Source organism: Anaerovorax odorimutans DSM 5092, assembly GCF_000426305.1.
In the GTDB taxonomy this organism is placed as follows: Bacteria; Bacillota; Clostridia; order Peptostreptococcales; family Anaerovoracaceae; genus Anaerovorax; species Anaerovorax odorimutans.
Map to the genome: position 1 here is coordinate 45675 of NZ_AUFC01000009.1, position 25733 is coordinate 71407.

23 protein-coding genes are annotated in these 25733 nt (G+C 37.2%); 5 read left to right on the top strand and 18 right to left on the bottom strand.

Going from position 1 to position 25733, the window contains the following annotated elements; translation table 11 throughout:
* Positions 1-123 precede the first annotated feature (123 nt).
* The 5 genes from K292_RS0104945 to K292_RS0104965 form a co-directional block, all read right to left on the bottom strand.
* On the bottom strand, positions 124-4983 hold the full coding sequence (locus K292_RS0104945) for an S-layer homology domain-containing protein (RefSeq protein WP_207637156.1): 4860 nt from the start codon (positions 4981-4983) through the stop codon (positions 124-126).
* Between the two features lie 1261 nt (positions 4984-6244).
* Positions 6245-6823 (bottom strand): flavodoxin family protein, encoded by a 579-nt coding sequence (locus K292_RS0104950; protein WP_027398905.1) that lies wholly within the window; start codon positions 6821-6823, stop codon positions 6245-6247.
* Positions 6824-7053: 230 nt separating this feature from the next.
* Positions 7054-7698 (bottom strand): hypothetical protein, encoded by a 645-nt coding sequence (locus K292_RS0104955; RefSeq protein WP_027398906.1) that lies wholly within the window; start codon positions 7696-7698, stop codon positions 7054-7056.
* Between the two features lie 143 nt (positions 7699-7841).
* Positions 7842-8756, bottom strand: coding sequence for a class I SAM-dependent methyltransferase (locus K292_RS0104960; protein ID WP_027398907.1), 915 nt, complete (start codon positions 8754-8756; stop codon positions 7842-7844).
* A gap of 239 nt (positions 8757-8995) precedes the next feature.
* Positions 8996-10156, bottom strand: coding sequence for a MerR family transcriptional regulator (locus K292_RS0104965; RefSeq protein WP_027398908.1), 1161 nt, complete (start codon positions 10154-10156; stop codon positions 8996-8998).
* A 351-nt stretch (positions 10157-10507) separates the two neighbouring features.
* Between K292_RS0104965 and K292_RS0104970 the strand changes: the two genes are divergently transcribed.
* From K292_RS0104970 to K292_RS0104980, 3 genes are read left to right on the top strand one after another with little or no spacing between them, the layout of a single operon-like run.
* Entirely contained in the window at positions 10508-11293 is a 786-nt protein-coding gene (locus K292_RS0104970) for a MerR family transcriptional regulator (RefSeq protein ID WP_051280346.1), read from the top strand.
* Positions 11294-11348: 55 nt separating this feature from the next.
* Positions 11349-12083, top strand: a complete 735-nt coding sequence (locus K292_RS0104975) for an ABC transporter ATP-binding protein (protein WP_027398910.1) — start codon at positions 11349-11351, stop codon at positions 12081-12083.
* Positions 12070-12813, top strand: coding sequence for an ABC transporter permease (locus tag K292_RS0104980; RefSeq protein ID WP_027398911.1), 744 nt, complete (start codon positions 12070-12072; stop codon positions 12811-12813). Before K292_RS0104975 ends, K292_RS0104980 begins: the two co-directional genes overlap by 14 nt.
* A gap of 76 nt (positions 12814-12889) precedes the next feature.
* Here the strand turns inward: K292_RS0104980 and K292_RS0104985 are convergent, their stop codons facing one another.
* Positions 12890-13651 carry an MBL fold metallo-hydrolase gene (locus K292_RS0104985; RefSeq protein WP_027398912.1) on the bottom strand — a complete coding sequence of 254 codons (762 nt, stop codon included), beginning with the start codon at positions 13649-13651 and terminating at the stop codon, positions 12890-12892.
* Positions 13652-13833: 182 nt separating this feature from the next.
* Here K292_RS0104985 and K292_RS0104990 point away from each other — a divergent pair, with 182 nt between their 5' ends.
* A complete protein-coding gene (locus K292_RS0104990) occupies positions 13834-15060 on the top strand; it encodes a hypothetical protein (protein ID WP_051280348.1) in 1227 nt (408 codons plus the stop codon).
* A 313-nt stretch (positions 15061-15373) separates the two neighbouring features.
* Here the strand turns inward: K292_RS0104990 and K292_RS0104995 are convergent, their stop codons facing one another.
* The gene (locus K292_RS0104995) at positions 15374-15880 is read right to left on the bottom strand and encodes an SLOG family protein (RefSeq protein WP_037372548.1); all 507 of its coding nucleotides are present in this window, start codon (positions 15878-15880) and stop codon (positions 15374-15376) included.
* 118 nt (positions 15881-15998) lie between these two features.
* Between K292_RS0104995 and K292_RS0105000 the strand changes: the two genes are divergently transcribed.
* The gene (locus tag K292_RS0105000; protein ID WP_037372551.1) at positions 15999-16328 is read left to right on the top strand and encodes a helix-turn-helix domain-containing protein; all 330 of its coding nucleotides are present in this window, start codon (positions 15999-16001) and stop codon (positions 16326-16328) included.
* Positions 16329-16563: 235 nt separating this feature from the next.
* Here K292_RS0105000 and K292_RS0105005 read toward each other — a convergent pair whose 3' ends face one another.
* From K292_RS0105005 to K292_RS16045, 11 genes are all read right to left on the bottom strand, one after another.
* Positions 16564-17289 carry a hypothetical protein gene (locus K292_RS0105005; RefSeq protein ID WP_027398916.1) on the bottom strand — a complete coding sequence of 242 codons (726 nt, stop codon included), beginning with the start codon at positions 17287-17289 and terminating at the stop codon, positions 16564-16566.
* Positions 17290-17501: 212 nt separating this feature from the next.
* Positions 17502-18107 (bottom strand): lactate utilization protein, encoded by a 606-nt coding sequence (locus K292_RS0105010; protein WP_027398917.1) that lies wholly within the window; start codon positions 18105-18107, stop codon positions 17502-17504.
* Between the two features lie 353 nt (positions 18108-18460).
* Positions 18461-18958, bottom strand: coding sequence for a zinc-ribbon domain-containing protein (locus K292_RS16035; RefSeq protein WP_051280355.1), 498 nt, complete (start codon positions 18956-18958; stop codon positions 18461-18463).
* A 40-nt stretch (positions 18959-18998) separates the two neighbouring features.
* Positions 18999-20294, bottom strand: coding sequence for an S-layer homology domain-containing protein (locus tag K292_RS0105020; RefSeq protein ID WP_169515427.1), 1296 nt, complete (start codon positions 20292-20294; stop codon positions 18999-19001).
* Positions 20295-20673: 379 nt separating this feature from the next.
* Entirely contained in the window at positions 20674-21180 is a 507-nt protein-coding gene (locus K292_RS0105025) for a hypothetical protein (protein WP_156900476.1), read from the bottom strand.
* A gap of 58 nt (positions 21181-21238) precedes the next feature.
* Positions 21239-22111: an EF-hand domain-containing protein gene (locus tag K292_RS0105030; protein WP_027398920.1), complete on the bottom strand. Its 873-nt coding sequence runs from the start codon at positions 22109-22111 to the stop codon at positions 21239-21241.
* A gap of 26 nt (positions 22112-22137) precedes the next feature.
* The gene (locus tag K292_RS0105035) at positions 22138-22980 is read right to left on the bottom strand and encodes a hypothetical protein (RefSeq protein ID WP_156900477.1); all 843 of its coding nucleotides are present in this window, start codon (positions 22978-22980) and stop codon (positions 22138-22140) included.
* Complete coding sequence (locus K292_RS0105040) at positions 22970-23743, bottom strand: hypothetical protein (protein WP_207637157.1); 774 nt, start codon at positions 23741-23743, stop codon at positions 22970-22972. Before K292_RS0105040 ends, K292_RS0105035 begins: the two co-directional genes overlap by 11 nt.
* Positions 23744-23756: 13 nt before the next feature.
* Positions 23757-24806 (bottom strand): zinc ribbon domain-containing protein, encoded by a 1050-nt coding sequence (locus K292_RS0105045; RefSeq protein WP_027398923.1) that lies wholly within the window; start codon positions 24804-24806, stop codon positions 23757-23759.
* Between the two features lie 14 nt (positions 24807-24820).
* A complete protein-coding gene (locus K292_RS17730) occupies positions 24821-25300 on the bottom strand; it encodes a zinc ribbon domain-containing protein (RefSeq protein WP_027398924.1) in 480 nt (159 codons plus the stop codon).
* Between the two features lie 23 nt (positions 25301-25323).
* Positions 25324-25704 carry a YegP family protein gene (locus tag K292_RS16045; protein ID WP_037372553.1) on the bottom strand — a complete coding sequence of 127 codons (381 nt, stop codon included), beginning with the start codon at positions 25702-25704 and terminating at the stop codon, positions 25324-25326.
* Between the last annotated feature and the right edge of the window lie 29 nt (positions 25705-25733).

The window sequence follows — 25733 nt, forward strand, 5'->3', positions numbered from 1 at the left end:
CCCTGATGATGCAACCTCTACTAAGACATAATCTTAAGAGCCATTACCCCAATCTATCAATAAATGGAGTTAATGGCTCTTTTTATGAAAGTAATTATTTGTATTTACAGCTGGGTTCTATTGTTAAATCAAACTTGTATTTTTAAGTAGTCGTAACACTACCGTAGCACATTCAGCACGGGTAATAGTATCTGTAGGACGAAGCTGATTATCAGATCCCACGATCAATCCATTAGATACATTGAAACTTACTGCATCTTCTGCCCAACTGCTCACCTGACTGATATCTTCTAAACCTGTCACGTTTACTCTTGATGCAGTGCCTACATAGTCTGCGACTTCGGCCGCACGCTGAATCATAACCATAGCCTCCTGACGTGTGATTTTTGCATTGGCATCAAAACTACCATCTTCACGTCCAGTAATCAATCCGTATTCTGCGGCCTTCCCTACTGCCCCGTAGTACCATGCACTGTTAGAAACATCGCTAAAATCAGCAGTACCATCTTCACTAAGACCTAATGCACGTGTCAGTATAACTGCAAATTCTGCTCTTGTGATGCTGGCAGAGCCATCAAAAGTATTGTCCTCACGCCCAGTAATAATCATGCGAGATGCCATTTCTGAAACAGTATCTTCATACCAGGTCCCCTCGGCATCAGCAAATTCTACATTATTACCAACCAATGCATATACAGAATTGGTTAAAGAGTGAATACGTGCAAAGTAACTGCCATCTGAACCTCGTACTATTTTTGTAGGTACATGATGTTCTGTTCCATCGTCCGAAACCACCACAGCAGTCGTAATTTGGCTTGGTTCTACACTAGATGGTATTGGAATTTCACGTGTCACATAGCTGCTAAAACTGGAAACTTCCATACTCTTACCACCATACGTTGCATTAATAGTAAATTCTATCGGCTGCAAAATCAACGTATACCCTTTATTAGCAATTACATTTTTTACAAACTGCGCCGAATCATCCATCAATTCTGTAATGGTAATATTCATCTCTATTTCATCCAATGTATCATCCCTTGCCCCCATTGCACTCTTAATAGCATCCATATTGATGGAATCGGTGGGAAGATTATAATAAATACCATCAGACTTCATTTGCAAAATAACATCTTTTTGGGCCAATCCATTCAATGTTCCTGCCGTAAGTAAAAATTCACCGGTTTGTGCTGTTCCGCCGTCAATTCCTAACGTTGCTCCATTGGTTGCAGCACTTAGGATTTTATTGCTATCAATCGTAACAACTGTCCTATTTTGACCTGCATTTACACTATAAAAGTCATTGGTACTTTCTCCTGCAGAATCTGAGCTTGAACTGCTACTACTGCTGTGGTGACTGCTTCCACTGCTACTACTGCTCCCTGCTTTCCAAGATGCTTTCAAAGTAGTGTCTCTTGTCACCGCATAGCTGCTATCTGCCGAGTAAGTGTTTGTCCCATCCGACCATCCGCTCAAGGTATATCCGCTGCGTGTAGCAGATGGCAATGTAATTGTTTTTCCATCAAGTGCCGTTATTTCACTTACTGTACTGCCACCATTAGAATCAAAGCTGATGGTGTACTGATTCTTTACTTCAATGGGATAGGTTATCGTACCATAAGCAATCAAATTTCCGCCTTCATTCTTGTCTACATAGGTAAAGGTTAAGTAATATAGACCCTCCGACAGTTCATTGTCAACATCTACCGTTTGACCACTATCGTCTAGCATGGAAATTGCTACTAGACTAGAATTACAAAAATAATCTAAATCATCCGAGGTCACTGTAGTATTACTATAACTTACCTTTGCCCCAGCAGCCTGTTCTGATACTACATCTGAGGATAACGTAACCTCCGTTACATCACTTGGTAGTTTCATCAAAATAGTTTCGTTTTCATTTCCAACCGTGTCACTGCCAGAATAGACCGTACCATCCGTAGTCGTTGCCGTTACTGTGTCTCCAGATGACCTCATCCAAGCAACCAGTTTGCCATTTTCATCCGTATATGTAGTAAAGGACATATCGGTTCCACCGCCAACGTCAAACTCCATCCGTGTATTTTTCGGCATCCCGGAGAGTGTTGTTCGATAATATATATCGCTAGTATCGTCATCATATATCGGAGTAGTACTATTGGCTGCCGCATTGAGCAGTACAGTGTTGACAGAATATAATTTGACATAATCCGGCGAAGAGACCTCTCCCGATACATCCATAGCGGCGCTATCATATAGCTTTGTACCGGTTCCCTGTCCGTTATCCTGATTTTTTACTGTCACATTTCCATGTACTTCAGCAGTTGTCTGCTCCTTCATATAGAAAAGATTTGTGCTCACCGAACCGCTGACCGATAAGTCCGAATCGTCCTCCATCCAAACACCATAATTACCGCTTGTAATCTCAATATCACCAAGGATAGTTGCCTTTGCATTATTGTATAGTTTCAAATACGAATCGGAAGAAAGGGTGCCGGATACGGTCAAAACGGAATCACCAGAAACTTTGGCATAGTCTGAACAATCCAGATCTCCAAGGATGTGAAACTCTGAACCATTATATATGTCCAAAATATTGATATTCAAATCATTACCAATCGTTATGGTGGTACCGCCGCTCCAACACTCTATCGAATCAAAACCAGCGATCGTATTGACACTGACCGATACATTCAGATCAAGGTAATACGACACATCGTCCTGATTGCTGTCATCACTTTCAATACTCTCTGCATTCAAATAACTATTATAAGTGCATCTATAAAATTCAGCACCTGCATAGGAATCGGAACTATCAGAAGGATACAAGTAGATACTGCCGTTTCCCAAATCCAATTGGTCAATAGTCAAGCGATCTCCGTAATTGGAGCAAAAAACGTACATATCCATATTGTCATAGGTGCCGGAGATTGGGGTTTCAGAAGAATCGGTAGCATTCGTCCAATCAATATCTGTATAGGCGCTCCCATTGTCATACTGTCCAATGATATAGTCTCCGTCATAAACCCATATTGCACTTTTGGCTGTTGCTATTGTGATGGTTACTTGGGCATCTCCGTTAACAACAAAACTCCACGGACTTTCTGATATACTCATTCCATTGACCGCCATCTCAGAAATCGCATCTCCCTCGGGTGGTTTCATGGTAACGGTCATACCCGCAACAACAGAATAGGTCCCATCGACGTTTGCAGTAAGGGCTTCTCCCAAGTAGTAAGGAACTGCATCTCCGCTGACCGTAAGCGTAAAAGTTTCTGCCGCCATACGATGCGCCTCCACAGCGGCTTGTGTATTTTTGTTATCTTCCTGCAAGATCCAGCCGTTTACTGTTGTAAATGCAAGGTTTGTCCAGAAAGTCTCATCCATTTCTGATGCCTCTTTTGTTTCAGCAGTAATACCGCTTGTTGTGATTGCACTGCTGGTAAGGCTCAAAAAGCTCGCTGCATAGCAGCTCTCATAGGAAGTTTTACCACGGTTATTTCCCACCAGGCTGTTTGCAGCTGACGCATCAATCAAATCCTGCATGGCAACACAATTTTCAATGGATACGTTTTGAGTAGATCCTGCGATTCCACCCGCATAGCTTGTATAATAGGTTGAGGTTGTAGTTGCGTTGACTTCTCCATACGCGACACAGTTTTTTATGGATTCGTCATATCCATAATAGTACCCAACAATTCCTCCGGCTTTTGGCTCTCCTGTTCCGGAAGCTGTAACTATGCCATTGTACTCACAGTGTGTTATGTTAGCCCCTTGTTGAATATATCCGGCAATTCCTCCGGCAATACCTTTCGAAACGACGTCACAATCAACTCTGCAATTTTTAATATCAGAGGAACTTTGACCCGCTATGCCGCCACCATAAGAAGTAGACGTCTGTGTACCCTGTGTACCGCCGGAAACCTCACAATTGACAATCGGTTCACAGTAGGAACTTTCTCCAATAATCCCACCCGCATATCTTCCATTTGTACTGCTGTCTTTTGCGTTGCATAACCTGATCATTGAACTATTGCTAGCACCTCCAACGATATTTCCTGCATACTGGCCTGTCACAGTACTGTTTGCTACCGTACAGCCCATAATCAAGGTTTCATTGGTGATATATGCTGCGATTCCACCCGCATAGGTATAAGTATCGGATGATGTAATATCGATAGACGCGCCGGAAATGGTCAGATTTTTAATGGTTGCACTATCCAGATAACCAAATAGACCAGCGTGGCTAGTATCTGCTATTTGCAATCCGGAAATGGTCTTGCCATTGCCGTCAAAGCTCCCTTCAAAGGGAAGCGTATAGGATGTTCCAATGGGAGAAAAAGTCGATGTCATTGTAATATCATCTGTCATCACAAAATAGATGTCGGAAAAGCTACGACCAGTACTTGATAAATCAGAAATTCTTACCAAGTCTTCCTCTCCGGCTATTTGATAGGGATTATTCTCTGTCCCGGTGCCTGCCATCATGGTTTCATACGTTGGAGTCAATGAAATATCCGCTGTTAGTATGAATTGATAAACTCTATCCTCACTTTTGGTATTTTCATCTCCATCAACCCATTCATAAAAAATTTCTCCATCGCTAAGTGGCGCTGTTACCGTGATGGAGTCTCCTACATCTCCAGTTAACATGGTAGTGGCTTCGTTCGTGCCAATATAAGCTCCGTCTGTTACTGTTACCGTACACTGTTTCGGTGTTCTAAAAGGTTGCCAAACTCCATAATCCGTACCGGAGTCTCCCGTAGTGTATGTACGATAGTAATATTCGGTGTCGTCGTTCAATCCAGTAACAGTTGCTGTGCCATTTGTCGCTGCAACTGTCAAAATATTACCGGATTCCCCTTCCTTATATTCAAATCCACTGATGGTTGCATCGTCTTCAGACAACGTAGCACTGGTACTGGTTGCCGATACTTTGCTTGCATAAGTGATATTTCCATTTAGAGACAAGCTATCACTATGATAAGCCGCATCATAGTACATGGTGGCTAAAGAATACCCCTGAAAATTAGTGCCCGTCGCTGATGTTATTCCAATATGATATTTATCATAGCTGCTTAAATCAACGGTGTATGTCGTTACCGGAGAAGTGGGTCTTGTGTTCGATTTACTGACATAAACCGCTAACGATTGCGTGTCTCCATCATAGTCGAGCCAGAAATACAGGTTGCCCATTACAGGTACTGTGTAGCCGGTAGCAAGTGAACTGTCTGTGTTTTGTACGCCGTCTTGCCCTAAAGCAATCTTCACGGGTCCACCATTTGTAAAAGCCTGCACCGCCATGCTGCTACCAGTCAAGCCAAGGTATCCAAGTCCGGTTCCACTGCTTGCAGTGTTACATTCGCTTACATCCTGCGCCAGAACCAAAGCAAAGCCATCTTGTGCATAGTTGCTGTTGTTAGCAGGCGGTTGACCACAGTAAACGGTAGCTGCTAAAGAAAACCCTGAAGTTCCTGCCAGCAGTTTATTTTGGGTAAAGGCTCCACCTACTTTGTTTCTACTTTCCGGAACCAGTTGAATCCTTTCATTGTCTTCATCATAGGTCGCATTACCAGAGAGCTGAAACGCAGTAAGCGCATCCGCTTCACTCACTGAGGCGTAAGCCATCGTAATGTGTTCTGTGCTTGCCCCAAAGACCGGAAATGCAGTCAGCGGAATCATACCAATGACCATGCACAAGCTTAGTAGCCCACTCAGTAATCTTTTTTTGAATTTCCTATTCATATTATTCTTTTTTCCTCCTTTTTATATTAGAAATGATTTTAAAATGCAATAAATATATGCTTTTTAAATGCTCCTTTTCCACACTTTTATATACGCAGAAGTTTTCTACGCTTAAAACCGTTACATTATATAGCATAAAATAATTTTATAAAATGAGTTTTGGATGAATAGCCGGAATAGAGGTATGAATTGACTGAATACAGGAACGAATGATTCAACACCAACTAAATGGTTTTAACAAACATTATCTGTATAACACCAAGGACGGTTTTACAAATAACATTTCACACAAAAACCCCTTTTACTGCTATTGTCCAGTAAAGGGGGTACATATCATTTTAGGTCTAACTTATGGGGTTAGTTTAGAATGAAGGGTTTTCTTTATACAAAAAACTGCAAATCACTAATATGATTTGCAGTTAAATTTTATTATATTAAATTTGAATTTTGAAGACCCCCCCTTCCTTTAGTTTAAGTTCTTTACCATTAAGTATAATCATAACTTCTCGCTTTAATAGTTTTATAATATCTTATATAACTTACGTGCAAAATCTCTGGCTTGACACTCTTTTTCAGAATTCATAAAAACATGATTATATCCCAAATCACGAGCAGAAAGCATACCGAAATAGGCAAGCTGAGAGTGCTTACAGTATCTTTCTATCCCAATTTCAAATAGGTCTGAACTTTTTTCTGGTCTGTAGCCACCAGTGGTTATCAATGCTAATTTTTTTCCAGCCCAAAGCGAAGGTCCTTTTTCATCGCCATAGTATTTGTTCATACCATAGACTAAGCGATCTAACAATGCTTTCATTGGTGGAGTACAGTACCATGAATAAATTGGTGTTGCCAAAACAATCATATCAGAAGCGAGAATAGTATCAAATATTTCCTGTACATCATCGTCACGATGGCAGCCGAATTTTGACCAATCTCTTTGACATTCCCTGCATGCAACGCATGGAAGAATATTTTTGTCATAAAGCCTGAAAAAAGTAGATTCAACTCCACAAGCAGATAACTCATTCATAAAGGGCTCTAAAAATGAGGCCGTATTACCCTTTTCCCTTGGACTTCCCATAATAATGACACATTTCATTGCATTTTCCTCCCCTAATCTTTCAGCTTTTCCTCAACAAAAACTTTGTTATTGTTGTATATACTAAATTTGTGTATAACGTTCCAACAAATTATGTAGACAAACATTCTCTATTACCATTTACTTTATTTCCTTTTAATCTCATATACCATGCTATACTCTCTTACGTACCATAATGAGCATTGAACATTTGCCTCTAATCTACCAAGTTTAATCATTTGGTACAGCATTTATAGTATACCCCAAAACAGGTTTAATGGCGACGTTATGAAAAACAGCAAAATTCCTACTCCGGAAACTACCATAATTTGCTTTGGTTTTTTATATAAAACAGCAAGGGTCAAAACCCACAACAGCAGTTCTAGTGCATAGCAGACATCAAAATACCAGAACCCGAATACAAACGCCTGCCTTGTCATTATCATCAAAATCATAACGGAAATGCAAAGGGAAACTGGATGTATCCCCTTTGCATACCAACACACGGCACCTATAAAGGGCGACAGAATTGTTATGGCAATCCAAATCATCATATAAGACTTCGGGAAAAATCCTGCAACCTTAACAGTGTAAATATAATAACTGCTTACCATTCCAGCAAAAAATAGTAAAATATTTATGGCAGCCCGTAGGGGTGTTTTGCTGTAGATTGAAATACAAATGCCACTAAATAGCCAAAATCCAATACGCGAAAAGAAATTTCTTAAATCAAGTATTTCGATAAAAGGCGGAAATGAATTAGAGGGTGTTTCGTCTAATATTTTTGCGATTATACCTAGTGCAATTCCCACTATCAATACTAAAGCAGAATATAGAATCCGTTTAGACACCGGACTGGATATGGGCTTTCTTATTGTATTTAAAAATTCCTTCATTGTTGCCTCCAAATATATAATCTGTAGCTTAAATTATACAACAAATTCCATTATTTTTCCAAAGTATAGTACATAAGTGTACTTATTTTACTTGTCAATATACCTTATCAGGCTACCACTGTCTACTTTTGTAAGATAATTATTTATCTTCTTACCGCCAGGCAATAATTTACATTGTCAAACCCAGTCATAAGGTGCTTAGGATTTACATGATTGTAGTCTTCAAAATATTGTTGTGTCATTTCCAACGGTGTTAAATGTTCATAAATTAAAAAATCTTGTTCGGAAAGAATTTTCTCCATATCTTCATACGAATAGCTTGCAAGCATCTTTTCATTTGCACCACCTGCCAATAAAGCTTGTTTTTTTGCACGTTCTCCTGCTTTCTCGGTATAATTATTTTCATCAGGATAATCAAATACAATTGAACTTCCCTTTGGTAAAATTGCGCTAAGCAAGGTAATCAATTCCTCAAATTTTTGTCTAGAAAGATAATACACAACACCGAGTATACTGCAAAAGCTAATTTTATTATCATCAAATGTAGTATTTTGGATCAAGGCAGTCTCCCACTGTTCATTTGTGAAATCTGCTGCAATAAAGTGAACATTATTTGGTATTATAATCTTAGCTTCTTCAAGACGTATTCTCTTATCATTTGCAGTAGCAGGATGATCAATCTCAAAAATCTGTATTTTTTCCGCCCAGTTAGGTTGACGGTAAGCAAAAGTATCATACCCCGCACCAAAAACTAAATATTGTCTTGTATTGATTGATACAGCTATCTCGAGTGCTTTTTCTGCAAAAGCTGCTCTTCCAAGTGGCGTAGGCGATAATTGGTTATCTACTACCCATCTTAGAGCATCATCTTTTGTACCTTTAAAATCAGTATTAAAAAAATTAATACCATCTGCCATACTTTTCGAAATTTGGAAATATTCTTCGTCGGTCAAGAGTAACCTTGCAATGCGGTCATCAAAAATTTTAAATTTGTTATTTTCAACATGGTATGCTCTTGAAAACGCACTAATAAGTGCTGTCATGCTTTTTTGTTCCATTTTAAATCACCTCTTATACTTAATACATCTAAAGTGGGGCGAGTACAAGACTTGAAATTTTGCTCATTTTATGGTATAGTAAGTATAGAAAATCAATATAATTTACATTTCTAACCCATTTATAGCTTCTGCATTTTCCGTGACATTGGGTAAAAATTCAAAAATATTTTAACTATTTGATTAATCCTTGTATTAAAATATAAGCGTCTATTGACTAATAAAACAATTATAGTTTTAATTTACTTATTGTTTTTAGAATAGAATTTTAATGCTTGTCCAATAAATTTAGATACACCTCTTCCATAAAGCTTATCAGCTGCTTTTGCCAAAACAGAATTTGACAAATAAAGCTCTGACGTATAACCCCAATAGTTTTCTCCTTCATCTATTTTTAAGGCTTCATTCTGCTTTTGGGTCTCATCTACAATTTCTTTAACAATTTCCTGAAGTTCCTGCGAACAAGGATCTTTCCTTAAATCAGAGGTAAGTTTTTCATATAGCGTTTTTAATACAGGCTGATTACCTCCTAAATTGATTTTTAGTGCCTCGCCAATGAATTTAGAGGAACCGATTCCATATTTCTCATCAATTAACTTTATCCAATCTGAATATACCAAATAAATTTGTACCATAGTATACCAATGATTGTCTCCCCATTCCATTTTAAAAATTTCATAATCTCTTTTAGCTGTATTTTTTATATCTTCCGCAATTTGTTGAATTTCTATTGAAGAAGGATCTCTATCTAAATCAGATACGAGCCTTTCAAATAATTCTTTTAATTTAGGGTGCTTGTCTTCTAAGCAGTCTTTTTTAAATTCAGCAAATTGTTCTCCTAAAGTGAATACATTGCTGTTATAATTCTTCTTCATAGCTTTCACGTATTTTTCAATACTTCCGTATTGCTTGACAGCCATATCGGCAATTTCATCTTCTTTGGATTTACATTTTTCAATAAATTCATTATATTTATCCATACTGCCATAATCTTTTATTATCTTATCTTTATGTTCTTTTTTAAATTCTTCCAATGCATTAAAATATCCACTCATATCAAATTCTTTAAAGCTCATATATTCTTCTCCTTTTACAAGTCGGTCTAATAATTTCAATAGACCATCTAGTCTGTCGCGTTTTTCTTGAATCAATTCTTTCTGCTTTTCAAACGCTTTATGTCTATCAAACTTAGGATTTTCCATAATAAACTTTATATCTTTTAATGAAAACTCTAATTCTTTGAAAAACAATATTTGCTGCAACACTTCCAAGGCATCCTTATCATACATTCTATACCCTGATTTTGTTACTTTACTTGGCTTAAACAGGCCGATTTCATCATAGTATTGTAAAGTTCGAACACTTACACCAGTCAGTTCAGAAACTTGTTTTACAGTTCTCATTCCATCGCTCCTAACTTTAATTTTAGAGTTATCAAATACTATCAAATACTTTGCCGGCTATTGAATATTTTGTTAATAAATCTAATCTCTATTTTTACAATACACTATCACGGTACGTAAGAGTCAAACTTTTTTATTTTTATTTTGTAAAATTCTTATTTTATGCTTTTAACATCTTTATCCGAGGATTCAAAGTATCCTTACAAAAGGATAGCGAGGATTTTTATTTTATATCCTTGTTTCTCTGCATCTAGCGTTCATATTTAATTCGTTGAATCGACATCTTTACTATGATAAAATTATTAAAATATTAGGTTCAATATTTTTATGAATCGGTAATAAATAAAAAATATGTTAACAAAGAAAGTCGGTGGTATTATAAAAATAACCTATACAACAAGCCAAATTGCAAAGATAATTAAGATTCATCCAAATACTGTGAGAATGTATGAGAATCTAGGCCTTATCTCAAAACCCGTACGTAAAGAAAATGGATATCGTATATTTACGGATTTACACCTTGAGCAATTCAAGCTGGCCCGCAAAGCTTTCCAAATTGAGGTACTTCAAAATGGATTACGTAAAAAAGCCGTTTCTATTGTAAAACTATCAGCGTTATGTGAATTTGATAAAGCAATTGAATTAACGGAAGAATACATTTTCTCTGTAAAAACAGAAATCAATAATGCTAATGAAGCGATAAAAATCGTAACCGAACTGCTGCAAGGCTGCGATTACAAAAATAGTAATAACTTAAAGCGAAAAGAAGTTTCCAATATGCTGGGAATAACAATGGATACTCTGCGCAATTGGGAAATGAATGGTCTGTTAAAAGTTAAGAGAAAAGAAAATGGTTATCGTATTTATACTAATGATGATATAAGAAGGTTGAAAATCATCCGTTCTCTCAAATGTGCCACCTTCTCACTATCTGCAATCCTTCGTATGATGAATGAACTTGATAAAAATTCAAAAGTAGATATTGGTGATGTATTGAACAATCCCAATCATAATGAGAGCCTTATATCCGTTTGTGATAGACTGGTTATGTCTTTAAATAGTGCAAAAGAAAACGCTGACGCGATAAAATTAATGCTTTATAAAATGAAAAGTAAATATTCAAACCCTCCACTTTAACACCAGACTTTTGTTTGGTGTTATTCTTTGTTTATCACAAAAGGAGGAAATAAAAATGGAAGATATTATCAAGGTAGAAAACCTATCAAAATCATACGGAGAGCTTATTGCAGTAAATGACCTTAGTTTTTCCGTTAAAAAAGGCACTGTTTTTGGATTACTTGGTGCAAATGGTGCAGGTAAAAGCACTACAATCGAATGTGTGCTTGGAACTAAAACCTTTGATACCGGAACAGTTTGGATTTTAGGATTGAGTCCAAAAGCAAACCGAAAAGAGCTATTTGAAAATATAGGTGTTCAATTTCAAGAAGCTAATTATCAAGAGAATATCCGTGTTGAAGAACTTTGTGAAGTGACAGCATCATTTTACAAAAACCCCGCTGATTACAGAAAGTTACTTTTAGAATTCGGTATCGCAGATAAAAACAAAGCATTGGTTAAAGAACTTTCAGGTGGTCAAAAACAAAGGTTGTTTATTATTCTTGCCCTTATTCCCAACCCTCAGGTTCTTTTTCTTGACGAATTAACAACCGGCCTTGATGCAAGAGCAAGACGAGATGTATGGCAGATTTTACAGGATTTAAAAAATCAAGGACTTACTATTCTTTTAACATCGCACTTTATGGATGAGGTTGAGGTGCTTTGCAATAAGATAAGTATACTTAAAAAAGGCAATATCGTATTCCACGGAACAGTTAAAGAAGCAATTGAGAATAGCCCTTATGCTAAATTGGAGGATGCTTATCTTTGGTATACAGATGAGGAGGTATCAGAAAATGAAAACCTTTAATACAATGCTGAAAACAGAAATCAAATTATCACTTCGTGGTATGGATATGTTTATTTTCGCTATTTGCATGCCTATTATTGTTCTTGTGATGCTTGGTATTATTTATGGTAACAAGCCAGCCTTTGCAGGTGCTGACTACACGTTTTTAGAGCAGTCATTTGGAGCGATAGCTACTATTGCTATTTGTGCAGGTGGATTTATGGGATTACCTTTAGTGGTGTCGGATTACCGCAGTAAGCATATTCTGAAAAGGTTTAAGGTAACACCTATAAAACCTACAATAATTTTGCTTGTGCAGGTTACAATCTACGCACTGTATTCTTTAGTATCGTTAATTACACTGCTTACTGTTGCAACTATATTTTTCAAATTTCGTATACAAGGTAGTATTTCTCAATTTATTATCGGTTGGCTATTAGTTATGGTTTCTATGTTTTCTATTGGCATGATGGTGGGAGGTATTTCAAAGAACTCAAAAACAGCAGGAATTGCCGCAAGTCTACTATACTTCCCCATGCTAATTTTTTCCGGAGCTACACTTCCGTATGAAGTGATGCCGTTGGCTATGCAGAAAACTGTTGATATACTCCCTCTTACCCAAGGTATAAAGATACTTAAATCGTCCACTCTTGGATTGCCAACAGTCAGCATTATATTTCCAATTTGTATTTTGGCTATAATTACTGTAATCTGTTCTACGGTAGCAATTAAGTTCTTTAAATGGGAATGATTTAAAAATATTGCGTAAAATTACAAAGAACAAGTTAATAATTCTTTCATCCGTCTCGCTCTTGGAATTTACACCATTAAAGCCAGACTGCCCAATCACCGTAATTAAAAGTACCGCTACCATGATGTAGTCTACCATCGACTTTCAACTGTCGAAAAGTGTTTCTCATACGAATCAGAATTTCGGGCTGAATGTCCAGACTGTGATGAGCAGGAAATACTCCTTTAACGGGCAGCAACGCAATCTTCTCAAGCGACGTAAGATATAACTGCGGATCGGTGGAAGGATAGTACGCAAACAACGTGTCCTTGTAGACAAGATCTCCGGTAAATAAATATCCCCTTTCCGATTCCCAAAAGCATAGATGCCCCGGAGAATGTCCCGGTGTATGCAGTACAGTGATCATGCGCCCACCCAGATTAATGGTCTCTCCATCATGTAGTACCTGCGTCGGTATTCCCTGAAAGAACTTATAAGTATTGACGTCATAGCCCTTCGGTAAATCGCAACGGTCTATAACCATATTACGGATAGTATCTATCGTCAACGGAAATTCACCATTCAGCCAGTTTAATTCCGCCTCGTGTGCGTAGAAATCTGGATAGTATTCATGCCCTCCAATATGATCCCAATGGATATGTGTTGCCACAGCAGTCACTGGCTTGTCCGTTAGTTTTTTAACTTCTTCGGAAATATTGCAGATGCCTAGCCCTGTATCAATGAGCAAACACCGCTCTTTCCCTTCAAGCAGGTAACAATGCGTTTCCTCCCAATGGCGGTATTCGCTAATAATGTGAGTATTTTCATCAATTTGATCAAGTGTAAACCAATTCTTCATTTTAATTATTCCCCTTAAATAAAATTGTCAACCCAATATAGACTTCATCTAACGTGTAGTTTTCTATGTACAAAACAGTAACAACACTACTTGATGTTTATTGTTAACATTCTTGAAACTAAACACTCTCTTGAAACTAAAACATATACTATTATGTATTTTCAATGAAAGGAGTTATTGATATGTCTATTAAGTATCCTTGTCCCTATTACATTAACATACCAAAGGATATTATTACAAGCCCAGCGTTGCCGCCAAGTATGCAAAGATGGATTCATGAACCTAGTAACAACCTTGCTCTCTTGGGAGATTTTAATGCCAGCTATAATACTTTTCCTTATACTGTGAATCCTAATGTTGAGATTGTAATCAAAGGACAATTCCCCTATGCAAGATATTTAGCCTATAGTGTAATAGGTAAAGCTGACCTTACTATAGCTACAATACCTGACCGAGACCTGATTCCTGATCCTGGAAGTATAAATCCTTTTTTACCAGGTGCTAATTGGAACGCCAAAAATCGTAATTATACTTTAAAAATCCGTTTTACCCCGCCACCAGAGGGAATTGACCATTTCATTCCAGGTGCAGGTAATAACATCATTTATGCAGGGACCTTAAAAAATGGTTTACAAAATACTCATGGAACCATAGGTCTACGAATTTATGCTCCAAGTATTGGATATGATGACATCACAGGAGGTGTAGGCTTTCCTATAATCATGTATAATAACATACCAAATGATAACAAATTTTCATTTATCACTGAACCAATAAATCAAACCCTTTTTAATATTGCATTAAAACAAAAAAATAATTTTGAACATAATAAATGGTATATTTCTACTCATGAAAAGAATCATGAAGAAAATTGTGACCTATCTTGGAGTACCCTAGGCCGTGCATCCGCACTTATACAATATGATTATAATGATGCCTATATCATTTCTAATGAACTTCAAAGAAACCCAAGTAAGTTATTGTTTCTTCGTTGGAAAGCCCCTACATTTCCTGATACTTATCACAATATTGGTATCTTAGGAAATGAAGATATGAGGTATTGGAGTATGTCGTTTGTATCCCCAGTAGGCTTATTAGGGCTTTATACACTTGCAGATTTTGAGACAGTTATTGATAAAAATGCTTATGTCAACCTAATAATCAGTTTTGGTGCATCGCGCCCATCTTGCGTAACAACAGAAAATGGATTTACTTGGATCGATGCGAGCCATCTGCCTTTAATTCCCCTTAAACTTTTTTATAGAAATAAAATAGTCTCTCAAGACTTTCCTTATTCAGCAAATAATATTCCAGCTGGCGATATTGTTCCACCTGAAGTTATGGGAGAGTATTATCCATGTGGCAAATACATCACTCCTACTTATTTTAAAAAATATTTCTGCGATTGAGCTGGTTTGTTTTTAGCCTTTACAACATACTCACTACTTGTAATACATCAAATTTTTAGCTTAAATATATCCGCAGAACCACTTTGTTGAATCAACGTCACTGAAGACACTTTTCCCAAAGGATGTGTGCATGTCTCACATCCTTTAATTATTATTGCTTAAACAATACCATTAGTTTTATATTAATGATAATTGATTAACTTATAGAGCTTAACAGTCAATTTTTAAAATTTAAACCTTACAATATTGAATTCTTTCTTTCATTTATATTGCTTATATAAAAAAGAGCCACTTTTTAAGTGACTCAAATTCTTTAATTTCCATATAGATTTATAATTTGCAAATTTTTTAGTTCTGCATATTTTACAGTATATACTGTCTTTCTTTTGCTGCTATCATAGTAGCAAATCATTTTACTGCTGCGATCCACCATATATCGATTTTGATCTTTATAGCAGCCTTGTCGATAACATGTATTCAGGGTAATGACTTTATCACACTGTGAAAGAATGTCATAATAGTTGTCACGATTTACCTCATCCCAATTTTTGGCTTGCTCTTCGAATGGTATCACAGCAATTAATGTGATTTCTTTCATATCTTTGTATGTGATATCTTTTTTTAGTTTCAGCACAACGTCTGCACACAATAAATCAAATCCATAGCATGCACCAAAATAAAAGGTATCTACACCATCTAAAATTGCCTTATTGATTTCTTCCCATAGTATTTCTTTAAGTTTTCTCAGTTGCTCTTTGTTTTGCGGCAGCCTTTCACTTCTATGACCGCTAAAACAAATGGCGTTTTCTTTGTTATTCATATTCAGCGTCCTTTCAAGCATCATACTTATAATGATTATGGATATAATCCATATTTATTATAAATTATATGACTAAATTAGTCAAATAATATTGATAATATTTATATTAAGAATTGAGGTGGTAAATATAGAACGTTTAAAAAAATTACGTGAAGATAAAAAAATGACACAAGTTCGACTTGGAATAGAGCTTGGTGTCTCTCAAGAAACTATAAGCGGTTATGAAATCAATAAAGCAGTTCCTCCCGCAGATATGCTTGTTAAACTTGCTGACTGTCTTGATACATCAATTGATTATCTTCTTGGTAGAACTGATATTAAAAAATTCAATACAATAAATAAATCTGATCTGTCTGAAACGGAAACTGAGCTTATCAGCAGATTCCGTCAATTATCAGATACTAAAAAAGAAAGAGTAATGGGTTTTATTATGGGTTTATCTGAATAAACAGATAAGAGTCTGTTTTACAGCAGGCTTTTTTCATTTTAATACTCAAAAATTCACCGTCATATTTTGATATGAGGATTGCAAATTATTATCACATACGAATCGACTAAATACAAGACACGGATTTCTAGGGCTTACCTTACTAATAATAAACAAAAAAACTTGAGCATAATTAGATACTCAAGTTTTTTTATTCATTAATTTTTAGGTTCGTTCACAATTTTAAGTATATTATTTATTGATCAGATTTGACTCCACCAAGAGACTCTGATATCATAACAAACTTATTACCATCGAACTTATAAATCATTGTATTATTTCCTTTATTTTCTTTTAAAGTAATACCATCAAGTTCATATATGTAATCACTTGACCATGCATATAGAAGATTATTATCATTATTAAACTGATAATTACCTATTTTTAAATAATAATTCTCCTTGAAAACTTGTATATCCTTTAATACATGCTTCCAAGCAATTTTAAACTTACCGTTATCCACATACCACAAATATGCAGTATTACAATCAGCACCGGTACCACCTGATGAATCTATTGTCTCATATAGCTTTATACCATTGAGCTCTATAGGTTTTGACAAATTTAAACTTTCTGTATTCCAATTCTCTTCTGCAATCAGCTTAAATGCATTATCTTTTAATTTAAATATATAAAATTCCCCTATATGAACGCCTCCCGTATTCTTAACTACTAATTCCAGATCCTTATCATCATCTACATTGACCAATTCATACACAAGCTCATCATAATAACTCCCTTGCTTATCTTTACCTTGTTCTTCTATTAATGCTATTACATCTTCTTTGGTAATTTTATCAATATTGGTATTTAATAATTTACTATCCGCTTTAGCTGTAATATTTTGCAATGTTAAACCTACAATAATAAAATATACTAGGAACAACAAAATTGCAAACCTTTTGGTTTTCTTAATATTCATACTCCCTACCCCTTTATACCATATCGTACTCTTTAATTATTCTTACAGTCAGCATATTAATATTTAAAATATAGCTATTTATTATTATACACTTTTTCCCATTTTCGTCTATATCAAAATCATTTTATTTTTTTAGTAAAACTATTACATTTGAACTGTAAATCTATACCCACATGATGGACGAAGTTACTATTTGGTATTTTTGCATGAAATTAAAAGCCGAGAGTCTCTTTAATTAACACAACTTCCATTTCAATAAAACGCATCTTCTGATAATAGATCATTTGACCGCAGCAGATCCGATCTGGGCTTTTGCAGTCATAACAATGATCCTGCCTAATGGCACACGGTGTCTGAAACCCATGCCGAGCAGCATTGCGCGGCGCTGCCACATTCTGAGCACGCCATATAGCATCGTCCAAAGTTGAAACTACTTTGTTTGCTCCGACAATGAAATACACTTTTTCATGACCAAAGAGAGAACCAGCAACTCGGTTTCCTGTACCATCGATATTCACCATCTCTCCGGTTTCCGCCAAGGCATTTACAGAAGTAAAAAAAATATCAGTTGTAAGGCATTGTTTTGCGGTTGACCAAAAATCCATACCTGGAACACAATGAATAGGATCTATCACCTTATTGTGAGATGAAAGTACGTCATATAGCTTCATGGAACCCAGTGTTACAGAGTCTCCAAAGCCCACCGTCCTTCCATCTACTTTACAATCAATGTATAACTTAGCCTCTTCTGCTGTTTCAAAGCAGGAAACCTCATAGCCCTTACTTTTTAGAGCATTAATGGCTTTCTTTAATTCCATGGTCTCTCCCTCCTGTAGTCCAACTGCGTATTATTGTTATAATCTATAACTTCAATTATACAACAAATTTCACTTTTTTTCCAAAAAAAGTATATACATCAGCACTGATCCATTATCTGCTTTGCCTTGGCATTTCATCTATCTCTTTTCACCATCACCATATCCATAAACTCCTTTGCTGTCATCCGTACACAGCCTATATTCCCTCTACTAAACAACAGATAGCCGCCATCAGTGTGAACGCTTTGGAATACTGCATCCTCCTGAATGGCGACTATTTTTTATTCACCATCTATACGGATGGTCTTTAACCTATTTAGATAGTGTACTTCTTAGCAGGTATTTAAATGCTCCTAATATTCCAATATTTCTACCGCCTTTGGGAAAACATCATTTAACCTCATTTTATACAATACGCTTTCCCAAAATATCTGTCCAAAAAAGTACGTGCTAGCACCAATTACAAATGAAATTAACAAAAAAATCAGCATTGCCCTTGCTAAATTACGTTTGTTTATTTTACGACACCCACCACAGGCCCACACAATAGTAAGAATCTGCCCCATAATGGGAATACACATCAGAAAAAATATTCCCATATAGCCTCTCGTAGAAATTGACTCATAGCAACTGCCTTTTATTGGTTTGTCTGTACATGTATGTTGTGGTTCTTTAACTGATGTAGGGATAGCCGATGCCATAGTAGTAGGCGCAGTTGCTATTATTTGAGGTTGAACAGGATGCAGATCAGTTTGCTCATACTGTACAGGTACTGACACTCCACACTCATTACAAAATTTATTTCCATCCTTTAAAGGCATGCCACAACTGACGCACAATCTTGTTGACATATATATTCAACTCCTCTCAATTAATAATAATGCCTTTAATCTAAACTAGCTGTATATATAACCTCAGCATTGTCATATATGCCTGCTGCCTCTGATACCCTCCTTTGGGGTCAAACTTGTTGCTGCCAACACCAGACATAATTTTAGCGTCGAACACATATCCGATATACGGCTTTGCCCAAGCTGATATCATATCTGCATCATTAAACACAGGAAAATCAGCCATTGTATCTTTGCCTAACGCATCAGCTGTCGCTGTAAGCATTTTTGCTGCCTGCTCTCTTGTAATCTGATTGCTTGGATCAAATGTGGTAGCAGAGGTTCCGCTTACAATTCCAAGGGCATAAGCTGCCATAATATCTTTTTTTGCCCGTTCCGTAAGTCCACCAATATCGGTAAATGGAGAAGATTCAGGAATTGCAATGTTCTGCGTGGCAAGATAACTTTCTATAGTCATCTGCTTTGCCTGTTCTATGCAAGTGATAGCCAACGTACAGAACTCGCTTCTATTGACAATTTTACTATAATCACTTTGCATTGCTGGAGGTACTAGCTTTCTATACTCTGCTTCACGTACTTCTGCCAAAGCCCACGCCGCCGGTGCATCTTGCAGGTTTTGTGCCGTCAAGCGCAGTCCATTATGGCTGTTTTTTTCTGCATGATAAACACCATCCTTGCTACCGCCGGTCCACAGGGTGTTGTCAGTTTTGATTGCCGCGATATGTCCTCCTATTGTAGCATAAAGCACATCAGTTGCCACTTTCTCCGGTTCCTTCAAAGTGCTTCCAAGTACATTTGTACCCCACACCCATAAAGCATTGTCTCTTGTAACAGCCATAAATCTAGCATCATACATAGCAACATGTAGTACATTGTCCATCACCTTGACCGGAGATAAGACCGGTCCGTCCACTGTGCCGTTTGCAGTATAAAGCTTACCACTGACACCGTTACCGCACATCCACAGAGCACCATCCTTTCGAAGAATCATGGTGTTGCTGCTATAGGAGGCAACATACTGCACGTCGTCCATGATTTTAGTAGGTGATAGAACCGGCTCAATATGCCCAACACCAAGTGCTCCGCTACCTACACCATCCTTATCGGTACTCCATCCCCATAACTCGTCACTTTCATTTATAAAAAAATGACTAGAGCCGCCTGTGGCCACAAATTTAACTTTTTGTGGGTGTTCCACTTGTTCAAATTCTTTACCAGCCAACTCATACAGTCCACCGGCGGTGGTTGTAATCATCATAATATTGCTGTAATAGGCCTCAATAGCTACAGAGGTGACATCATCTCTTAGCTTGGTAGGCTGTGCTACCTTGCTCAACCCACCGATTCTGCCCCAGTACCAAAGAGAGGCATCTCTTTTGATGACTACAACCGCATATCTGTTTGCACAGACACTTTTGACATCACTCATGATTTGTACCGGCTCATCAACCGAGTCTCCGCTACCAGGAATTAAGTCTTCCACATTTTTGCCAAATCCCCAAAGCGTTCCATCCTTTGTCACATAAAACGTAGTACCCCATCCAACTGCGGTGGTACCGCTTTCACCCACTGCATAAGCCGGTACACTAAAACCCACAAATAGTGACAGCATGACAGAAAATGCTACCAACACACTCAGACATCTTTTTATTATCATAATTTTCTCCATTCCGCGCCGCTTCGCTTGCGGCACAAATCATTTAATCCTTTACTATTTACGAAATCCCCATAAATGCTTGTATAATAGCTTCTTTATCAGGGTGAGTCATCCCATAATCCTCAGCCGGAAAAATCAAGACCAAAGAATCATGAAACGTGCAATTGGCCTTCGGTGTTTTCCCGTTGATTTCCACACCAAAGATGGTAATATACCCGGATTCTTCAGCAGTTTTCAAATTTTCCTTTGTTTTTTCATCACTGCTTGTCGGGTCAAACAGATACACTTCCAACGGTGAGCCGTTAATATTAAATCCGTAACCCTCTAATGCACCTATTGATACCGCATCCTTTACCGCTTTGTCTTCTAATTTAAGTCCAATCGCTTCAAGCTGTGATTCAAAACTTGTCAAATAACGATCCATTGCACCATCGTTTTGAATACCAGAATCGCCAATCATTTCAGCAGGATCTATCGAATCAGTTTCAGAAATATTATTTTGCGATAGTGTATTTGTATCGTCTGCTTCTTGCTCTTTCTGACAGCCTGCTAACAGTAGTGCCATTATTAAAAGAAAGCAAATTATATAAATTGGTTTTTTCATGAGCCTATCATTCCTTTCACTAATTTCTTGGGGTGATGGTTAAATCATATTTATCCAATACACCGGACTCGCCTTTACCCTCATAATGGAGTGAAAAAGGCTTTCCACCATAAATTGCGTTGAATTTCTTCGTGTTTACAACTGAGCTGAATCCCAGTGCACCATGGTTATTTTCTTCGTAATCCTCTTCTAAATACATGGATAGAAGCGGCATCTCAAATCCTGGACCCAACTCGAAATCTGGCATGGCTTTAAGTACCACATCAAATTCGCTCACTAGCTCTATAAAAATAGTTCCCTCAGGAAATACAACCCCAGCGCCTGCATTAAACCCTCCTTCTCCTGCACGTAGGATTTTCAAAGAAACCGGAGGGTCAAATTCGTCTATGGAGATGGCATAATCCTCCTGTCCCGGTTGGGATATAGCATGCCAACTTGGGGATAAAAACACACCGTTCAACTGCCCTGTAAAATGTTCAAACTCCTTTAAATTCACTTGACTATCGCTGTTTAAATCTAACGTATTAAAATCAATATCCTCATCATAGTCACTCCATTCATCCTGTGTGATGGTATCTGAATGGTTAAGATCGCATTCAGAAAACATTTCTGTTGTTCCGTCCAATAAAACTTCTATTCCAGATTCGTACGGGGTAGTTTCTGCTTTTATTTCTACATCACTCCATTTTGCCTGAAGATCATACTGATAAACTTTGTTGATATAGGAAAACTCAATATCAAATTGTTTACTAAGCCCTGTAACCTCTGGTAAATCAGATTCCATTTGATTTTTTTTCGTATCCGCCTGAGATAATGTGTCCGAATCCGAAGGCCCTGTACAACCAGATAGCAAGAGAAGCAAAACGAGAGATAACATTGCTATTTGTTTCATAATTATCCTCCATATATTGATAATAGTTATTTTTCATTTAATGTAATTTGTACGAATGGATCATTCCCCGTATTTAGTAAGTGACTAATGGATACTGCAACTTTTATATTGTCGATTTCACCTTTGAACTGTACTGCTTTCTGGACTGAAGTGTTATTCTTTTCTGCTTTTAATCCCAGTTCATCCGTATAATAGAGCACTGCATCCTCAAAGGCATCTGCCGGTAACAAGAGGTCTACAAATCCACTGCTTTTCCCAGGAACCATAGAACATCCAATAACCTTTGCATCCGGATAAATTGGTACCACATCTTGAGGATAATTTTTATCCAAGTTTACTACTTCAGCGGTGTCATACGTCATCACATTGGAATCAGTATACTCGCTAGCGCTATTGTCCTCTTCTGAAATTTCCTGCCCGTCATTTCGAAGTGTCATATATACGTTTACCGCATCGCCCGTCTCTTCTATCGTAAGCCCTTTAATAAAGACATCACCAAAATCTACTCCCTCAAAGTAAGATTCCGTTTCGCCCACACCGGATTTATCTAGATTGAACGTATCAACATAAAAATCCACAATTTTATCATAATCAGCATCTACGCTGTAAAGAATGGTATAGTTGTTACCGTTAAAATTGTCTGCTTCGATAACTTGTGCGCCGGTGTAAATGGGGATTTCCTTTGGAAAGCCCTGCGGCATCCCTGCCACGACATTCTCTGACTTATTAGCCATGCTTTTTGAACCTTCTTGATTTGTATGACTTGATGAGTCGCAACCTACAAGCCCTATTAAAAGTACTATGGCAAAAATTGGAACTAACCATCTTACAATAATTTTTTTCATGAGTAATATCCTCCTATTCATCATTTCCGATTTCCCACCATGGGGGCATATGCTCCCCTGTGTATTTGTAGGAAAATTCTTCTTTTATATATCCTTTCGGATATTCAAAAGCTGTTATATCTAATAGTTCCTGTTGAAACTTTGAAAATTCATAAGTACTACCCTCTTCATCGCCTAATGATATTGTTAACTTCTTTAACATTCCGTCCTTCATATAGAAGCGATACTTGAACTGTAAGCTCTCATCCTGTTCAAAAGGAAGAGTGTGTTCATATAAGAAATACTCGTCAGTCTTGACAGTTAAGTCTGGGACAGTTTTAGCTGCTATCAACATCTTATATAGCAGAAAGTCCTCTGCCGGAGCTAGATAGGTTTTGATAATTTTGCTATCATCCATTATATAATGTACCTTTCCAGCTTTTTCAAGTTCTCTCACAGGCACAGCATTTTCATTCATATCATGTGCTATAAAAGTTTCTACCGATACATCCCCTGATTTTTGAAATGTTCTCATCGTGTTATCAGTACCCACAACAGAGTAGGTAAATGACAACTCTTCTGCGTTTGCACAAATCAGATTTAAGAATTGATAGGGCGTTATCTCATTATTTCCAAAATCAACCAATGTTGTATTGTCAGAAGCATCTGAAAGAGCCTTCTCTTTAGCAGCTATTTGTTCTGGATATATTGTATTTGATGTGTTATCCTGTTGCTGTAATATAGAAGAACAACCTGCCAATAAACTAGCAATAGTAAGTATAAAAAGGACAAATAAACTTCTTCTCAAAGTACTTCCTCCTTTATAATTTTTCTCCACAGGAACCACAGAACTTTGTTCCATGCTCATTTTCTGTACCACATTTTCCACAAAATATTGGCTTCGCTTTGGCAGTTTGCTGTAATGATTCATTTATCGTATTTATATCCGTTCCTGCGGAAGAAGACTGGTTTGTAGGTTTATCCCGCTGTGCTTTATTTAAAAGCTCTTTAAACTTGCTTGATATCCCGCACATCTTTTGATAGAGATCAAAAGTAATATGAGTTGTGGGTGCCACCTGCATATATGAAGTCATCATTTGAATCATTATATAGCTGTCAATAAAAGCAAATTTGATTGTCCAAGCAATCAAGCACGCTAATAGAAAGGCAACTAGAGGACTCCAATGTAATAGCTTAAATAGTAGTCCTACCGGTAAAAACACTGCCAGTGCAATGATAAGCATAAGTAATAAGACCTTCAGCATGGTCTTTGCTGCACTCTTCAAAAGAATTTCCCAGTTCTGGGCATAAATAACTACTCCATCTGCCGCGCTTTGGAATTCACTCTTATCTTTTTTATAAAATGTATATCCCAAGCAACATTCATCAATGTATCCAAGAGAAATAGAAACAAAAAACTGAGCTAATCCTGTTATCGCACCCATTCCCGGAATAAAGTCAAATGCCTCTCCTACTTTTCCAACCCCTCGCTGAATCTGTTTAACCGAGCCAGTAACCAGCTTATCTACAATAAAATATACACTTGATGTAACAAAGCGCTCTGTCACCATCTGCTTTCCATATTTAACCTGATTATTGGGAATTTTGCCAGTGGTAACTGCCTCTGTAATAACCGCAACATGTCCGGCCTTAATCAGATATCCCATATAATGCATTATAATAAAGCGTATTACACCTGTTCCACACAGCCAAATGATAAAGGTGATTCCCATGCCACCCTCGCCAAACAACCAGCCAATTCCCATAAGAATGGCAAATAAAATGGCAGATAGTAATACAGTCGCTATGCCCAACGCCAACTTTGCCATATTAAATGGCATTGTTTTTTGGAAAATTTGTTTCGCATTCATAAATATTACCTCCCTTATTCCATTTTTGTACCACATTCACCGCAGAATTTTAGTCCATCTGTCACAATCATGCCACAAGAAGGACAAGTTTTGTGCTGCGGTTGTTCCAGCTTGTTACCACATTCTTGACAGAACTTGGTTTCGTAGGCATTTTGCTTGCCACAAATTGGACAAATTATGCCGCCTTCGACGGTCAAATCACCCGAATTAGAGTCAACTGATGCTTGCACCTTGATTGCGTCTAACTGTACTTCTGCCTCTTTTATGGCATCATAATGTTGATCAATTTCTAACATCCTCTCGTAAACCTCTGTATCAACCGTATCTCCCAAGCGATGCTTTTCATAATAATACTCGCCAATTTGGCATATCAATTCATTTATTGCATCCCTTTCATCAGTTATTCTGCTATTTAATTTGTTTGTCTCGATTGCATCGTTTGTCATGTCTCCAATGCTTTTTGCAATATCATTCAGCTTATCAAAAAACGCCATTTGTTTACCTCCTATTCATTTTGTTAATCAATTGTTAGATCTACTATGCCTGCTCTTTGTGATGAAACTTTTAAAGTGCTAATTGCCTCTTTACACTGCATTTCACTTAAATAGGGCACACTGCTAAAAATAATTTCACCATGAAATCCAATCAGTGAAAATGTTATCCCTTCTTCATCACTTTGCATTAGAAAATATGGAGGTATGCTACGCTGTTTGCCACAGTCACAAACATCAGCAACCATTGCCGCATCTCTAATATGGGCAAGGCAGGTCTCAAGCTCTGCACGATTGGAGAAGCTACGTGATATTACGGTAGTTTTGCATTGTGAATCATTAAAAGTAAAATAATAATTTCCTATTGAATTCTGTTTAATCTCAAACACAGCACGCTTGTTAAACATTCATCCGCCTCCTTATCTTCAATATCTTC

Bases quoted from the DNA above. Each gene is read 5' to 3' on its own strand.
- K292_RS0104945 (WP_207637156.1), bottom strand. From the start codon at position 4,983: ATGTACTATGATGCGGCTTATCATAGTGATAGCTTGTCTCTAAATGGA.
- K292_RS0104950 (WP_027398905.1), bottom strand. From the start codon at position 6,823: ATGAAATGTGTCATTATTATGGGAAGTCCAAGGGAAAAGGGTAATACG.
- K292_RS0104955 (WP_027398906.1), bottom strand. From the start codon at position 7,698: ATGAAGGAATTTTTAAATACAATAAGAAAGCCCATATCCAGTCCGGTG.
- K292_RS0104960 (WP_027398907.1), bottom strand. From the start codon at position 8,756: ATGGAACAAAAAAGCATGACAGCACTTATTAGTGCGTTTTCAAGAGCA.
- K292_RS0104965 (WP_027398908.1), bottom strand. From the start codon at position 10,156: ATGAGAACTGTAAAACAAGTTTCTGAACTGACTGGTGTAAGTGTTCGA.
- K292_RS0104970 (WP_051280346.1), top strand. From the start codon at position 10,508: ATGTTAACAAAGAAAGTCGGTGGTATTATAAAAATAACCTATACAACA.
- K292_RS0104975 (WP_027398910.1), top strand. From the start codon at position 11,349: ATGGAAGATATTATCAAGGTAGAAAACCTATCAAAATCATACGGAGAG.
- K292_RS0104980 (WP_027398911.1), top strand. From the start codon at position 12,070: ATGAAAACCTTTAATACAATGCTGAAAACAGAAATCAAATTATCACTT.
- K292_RS0104985 (WP_027398912.1), bottom strand. From the start codon at position 13,651: ATGAAGAATTGGTTTACACTTGATCAAATTGATGAAAATACTCACATT.
- K292_RS0104990 (WP_051280348.1), top strand. From the start codon at position 13,834: ATGTCTATTAAGTATCCTTGTCCCTATTACATTAACATACCAAAGGAT.
- K292_RS0104995 (WP_037372548.1), bottom strand. From the start codon at position 15,880: ATGAATAACAAAGAAAACGCCATTTGTTTTAGCGGTCATAGAAGTGAA.
- K292_RS0105005 (WP_027398916.1), bottom strand. From the start codon at position 17,289: ATGAATATTAAGAAAACCAAAAGGTTTGCAATTTTGTTGTTCCTAGTA.
- K292_RS0105010 (WP_027398917.1), bottom strand. From the start codon at position 18,107: ATGGAATTAAAGAAAGCCATTAATGCTCTAAAAAGTAAGGGCTATGAG.
- K292_RS16035 (WP_051280355.1), bottom strand. From the start codon at position 18,958: ATGTCAACAAGATTGTGCGTCAGTTGTGGCATGCCTTTAAAGGATGGA.
- K292_RS0105025 (WP_156900476.1), bottom strand. From the start codon at position 21,180: ATGGCACTACTGTTAGCAGGCTGTCAGAAAGAGCAAGAAGCAGACGAT.
- K292_RS0105030 (WP_027398920.1), bottom strand. From the start codon at position 22,111: ATGAAACAAATAGCAATGTTATCTCTCGTTTTGCTTCTCTTGCTATCT.
- K292_RS0105035 (WP_156900477.1), bottom strand. From the start codon at position 22,980: ATGATGAATAGGAGGATATTACTCATGAAAAAAATTATTGTAAGATGG.
- K292_RS0105045 (WP_027398923.1), bottom strand. From the start codon at position 24,806: ATGAATGCGAAACAAATTTTCCAAAAAACAATGCCATTTAATATGGCA.
- K292_RS17730 (WP_027398924.1), bottom strand. From the start codon at position 25,300: ATGGCGTTTTTTGATAAGCTGAATGATATTGCAAAAAGCATTGGAGAC.
- K292_RS16045 (WP_037372553.1), bottom strand. From the start codon at position 25,704: ATGTTTAACAAGCGTGCTGTGTTTGAGATTAAACAGAATTCAATAGGA.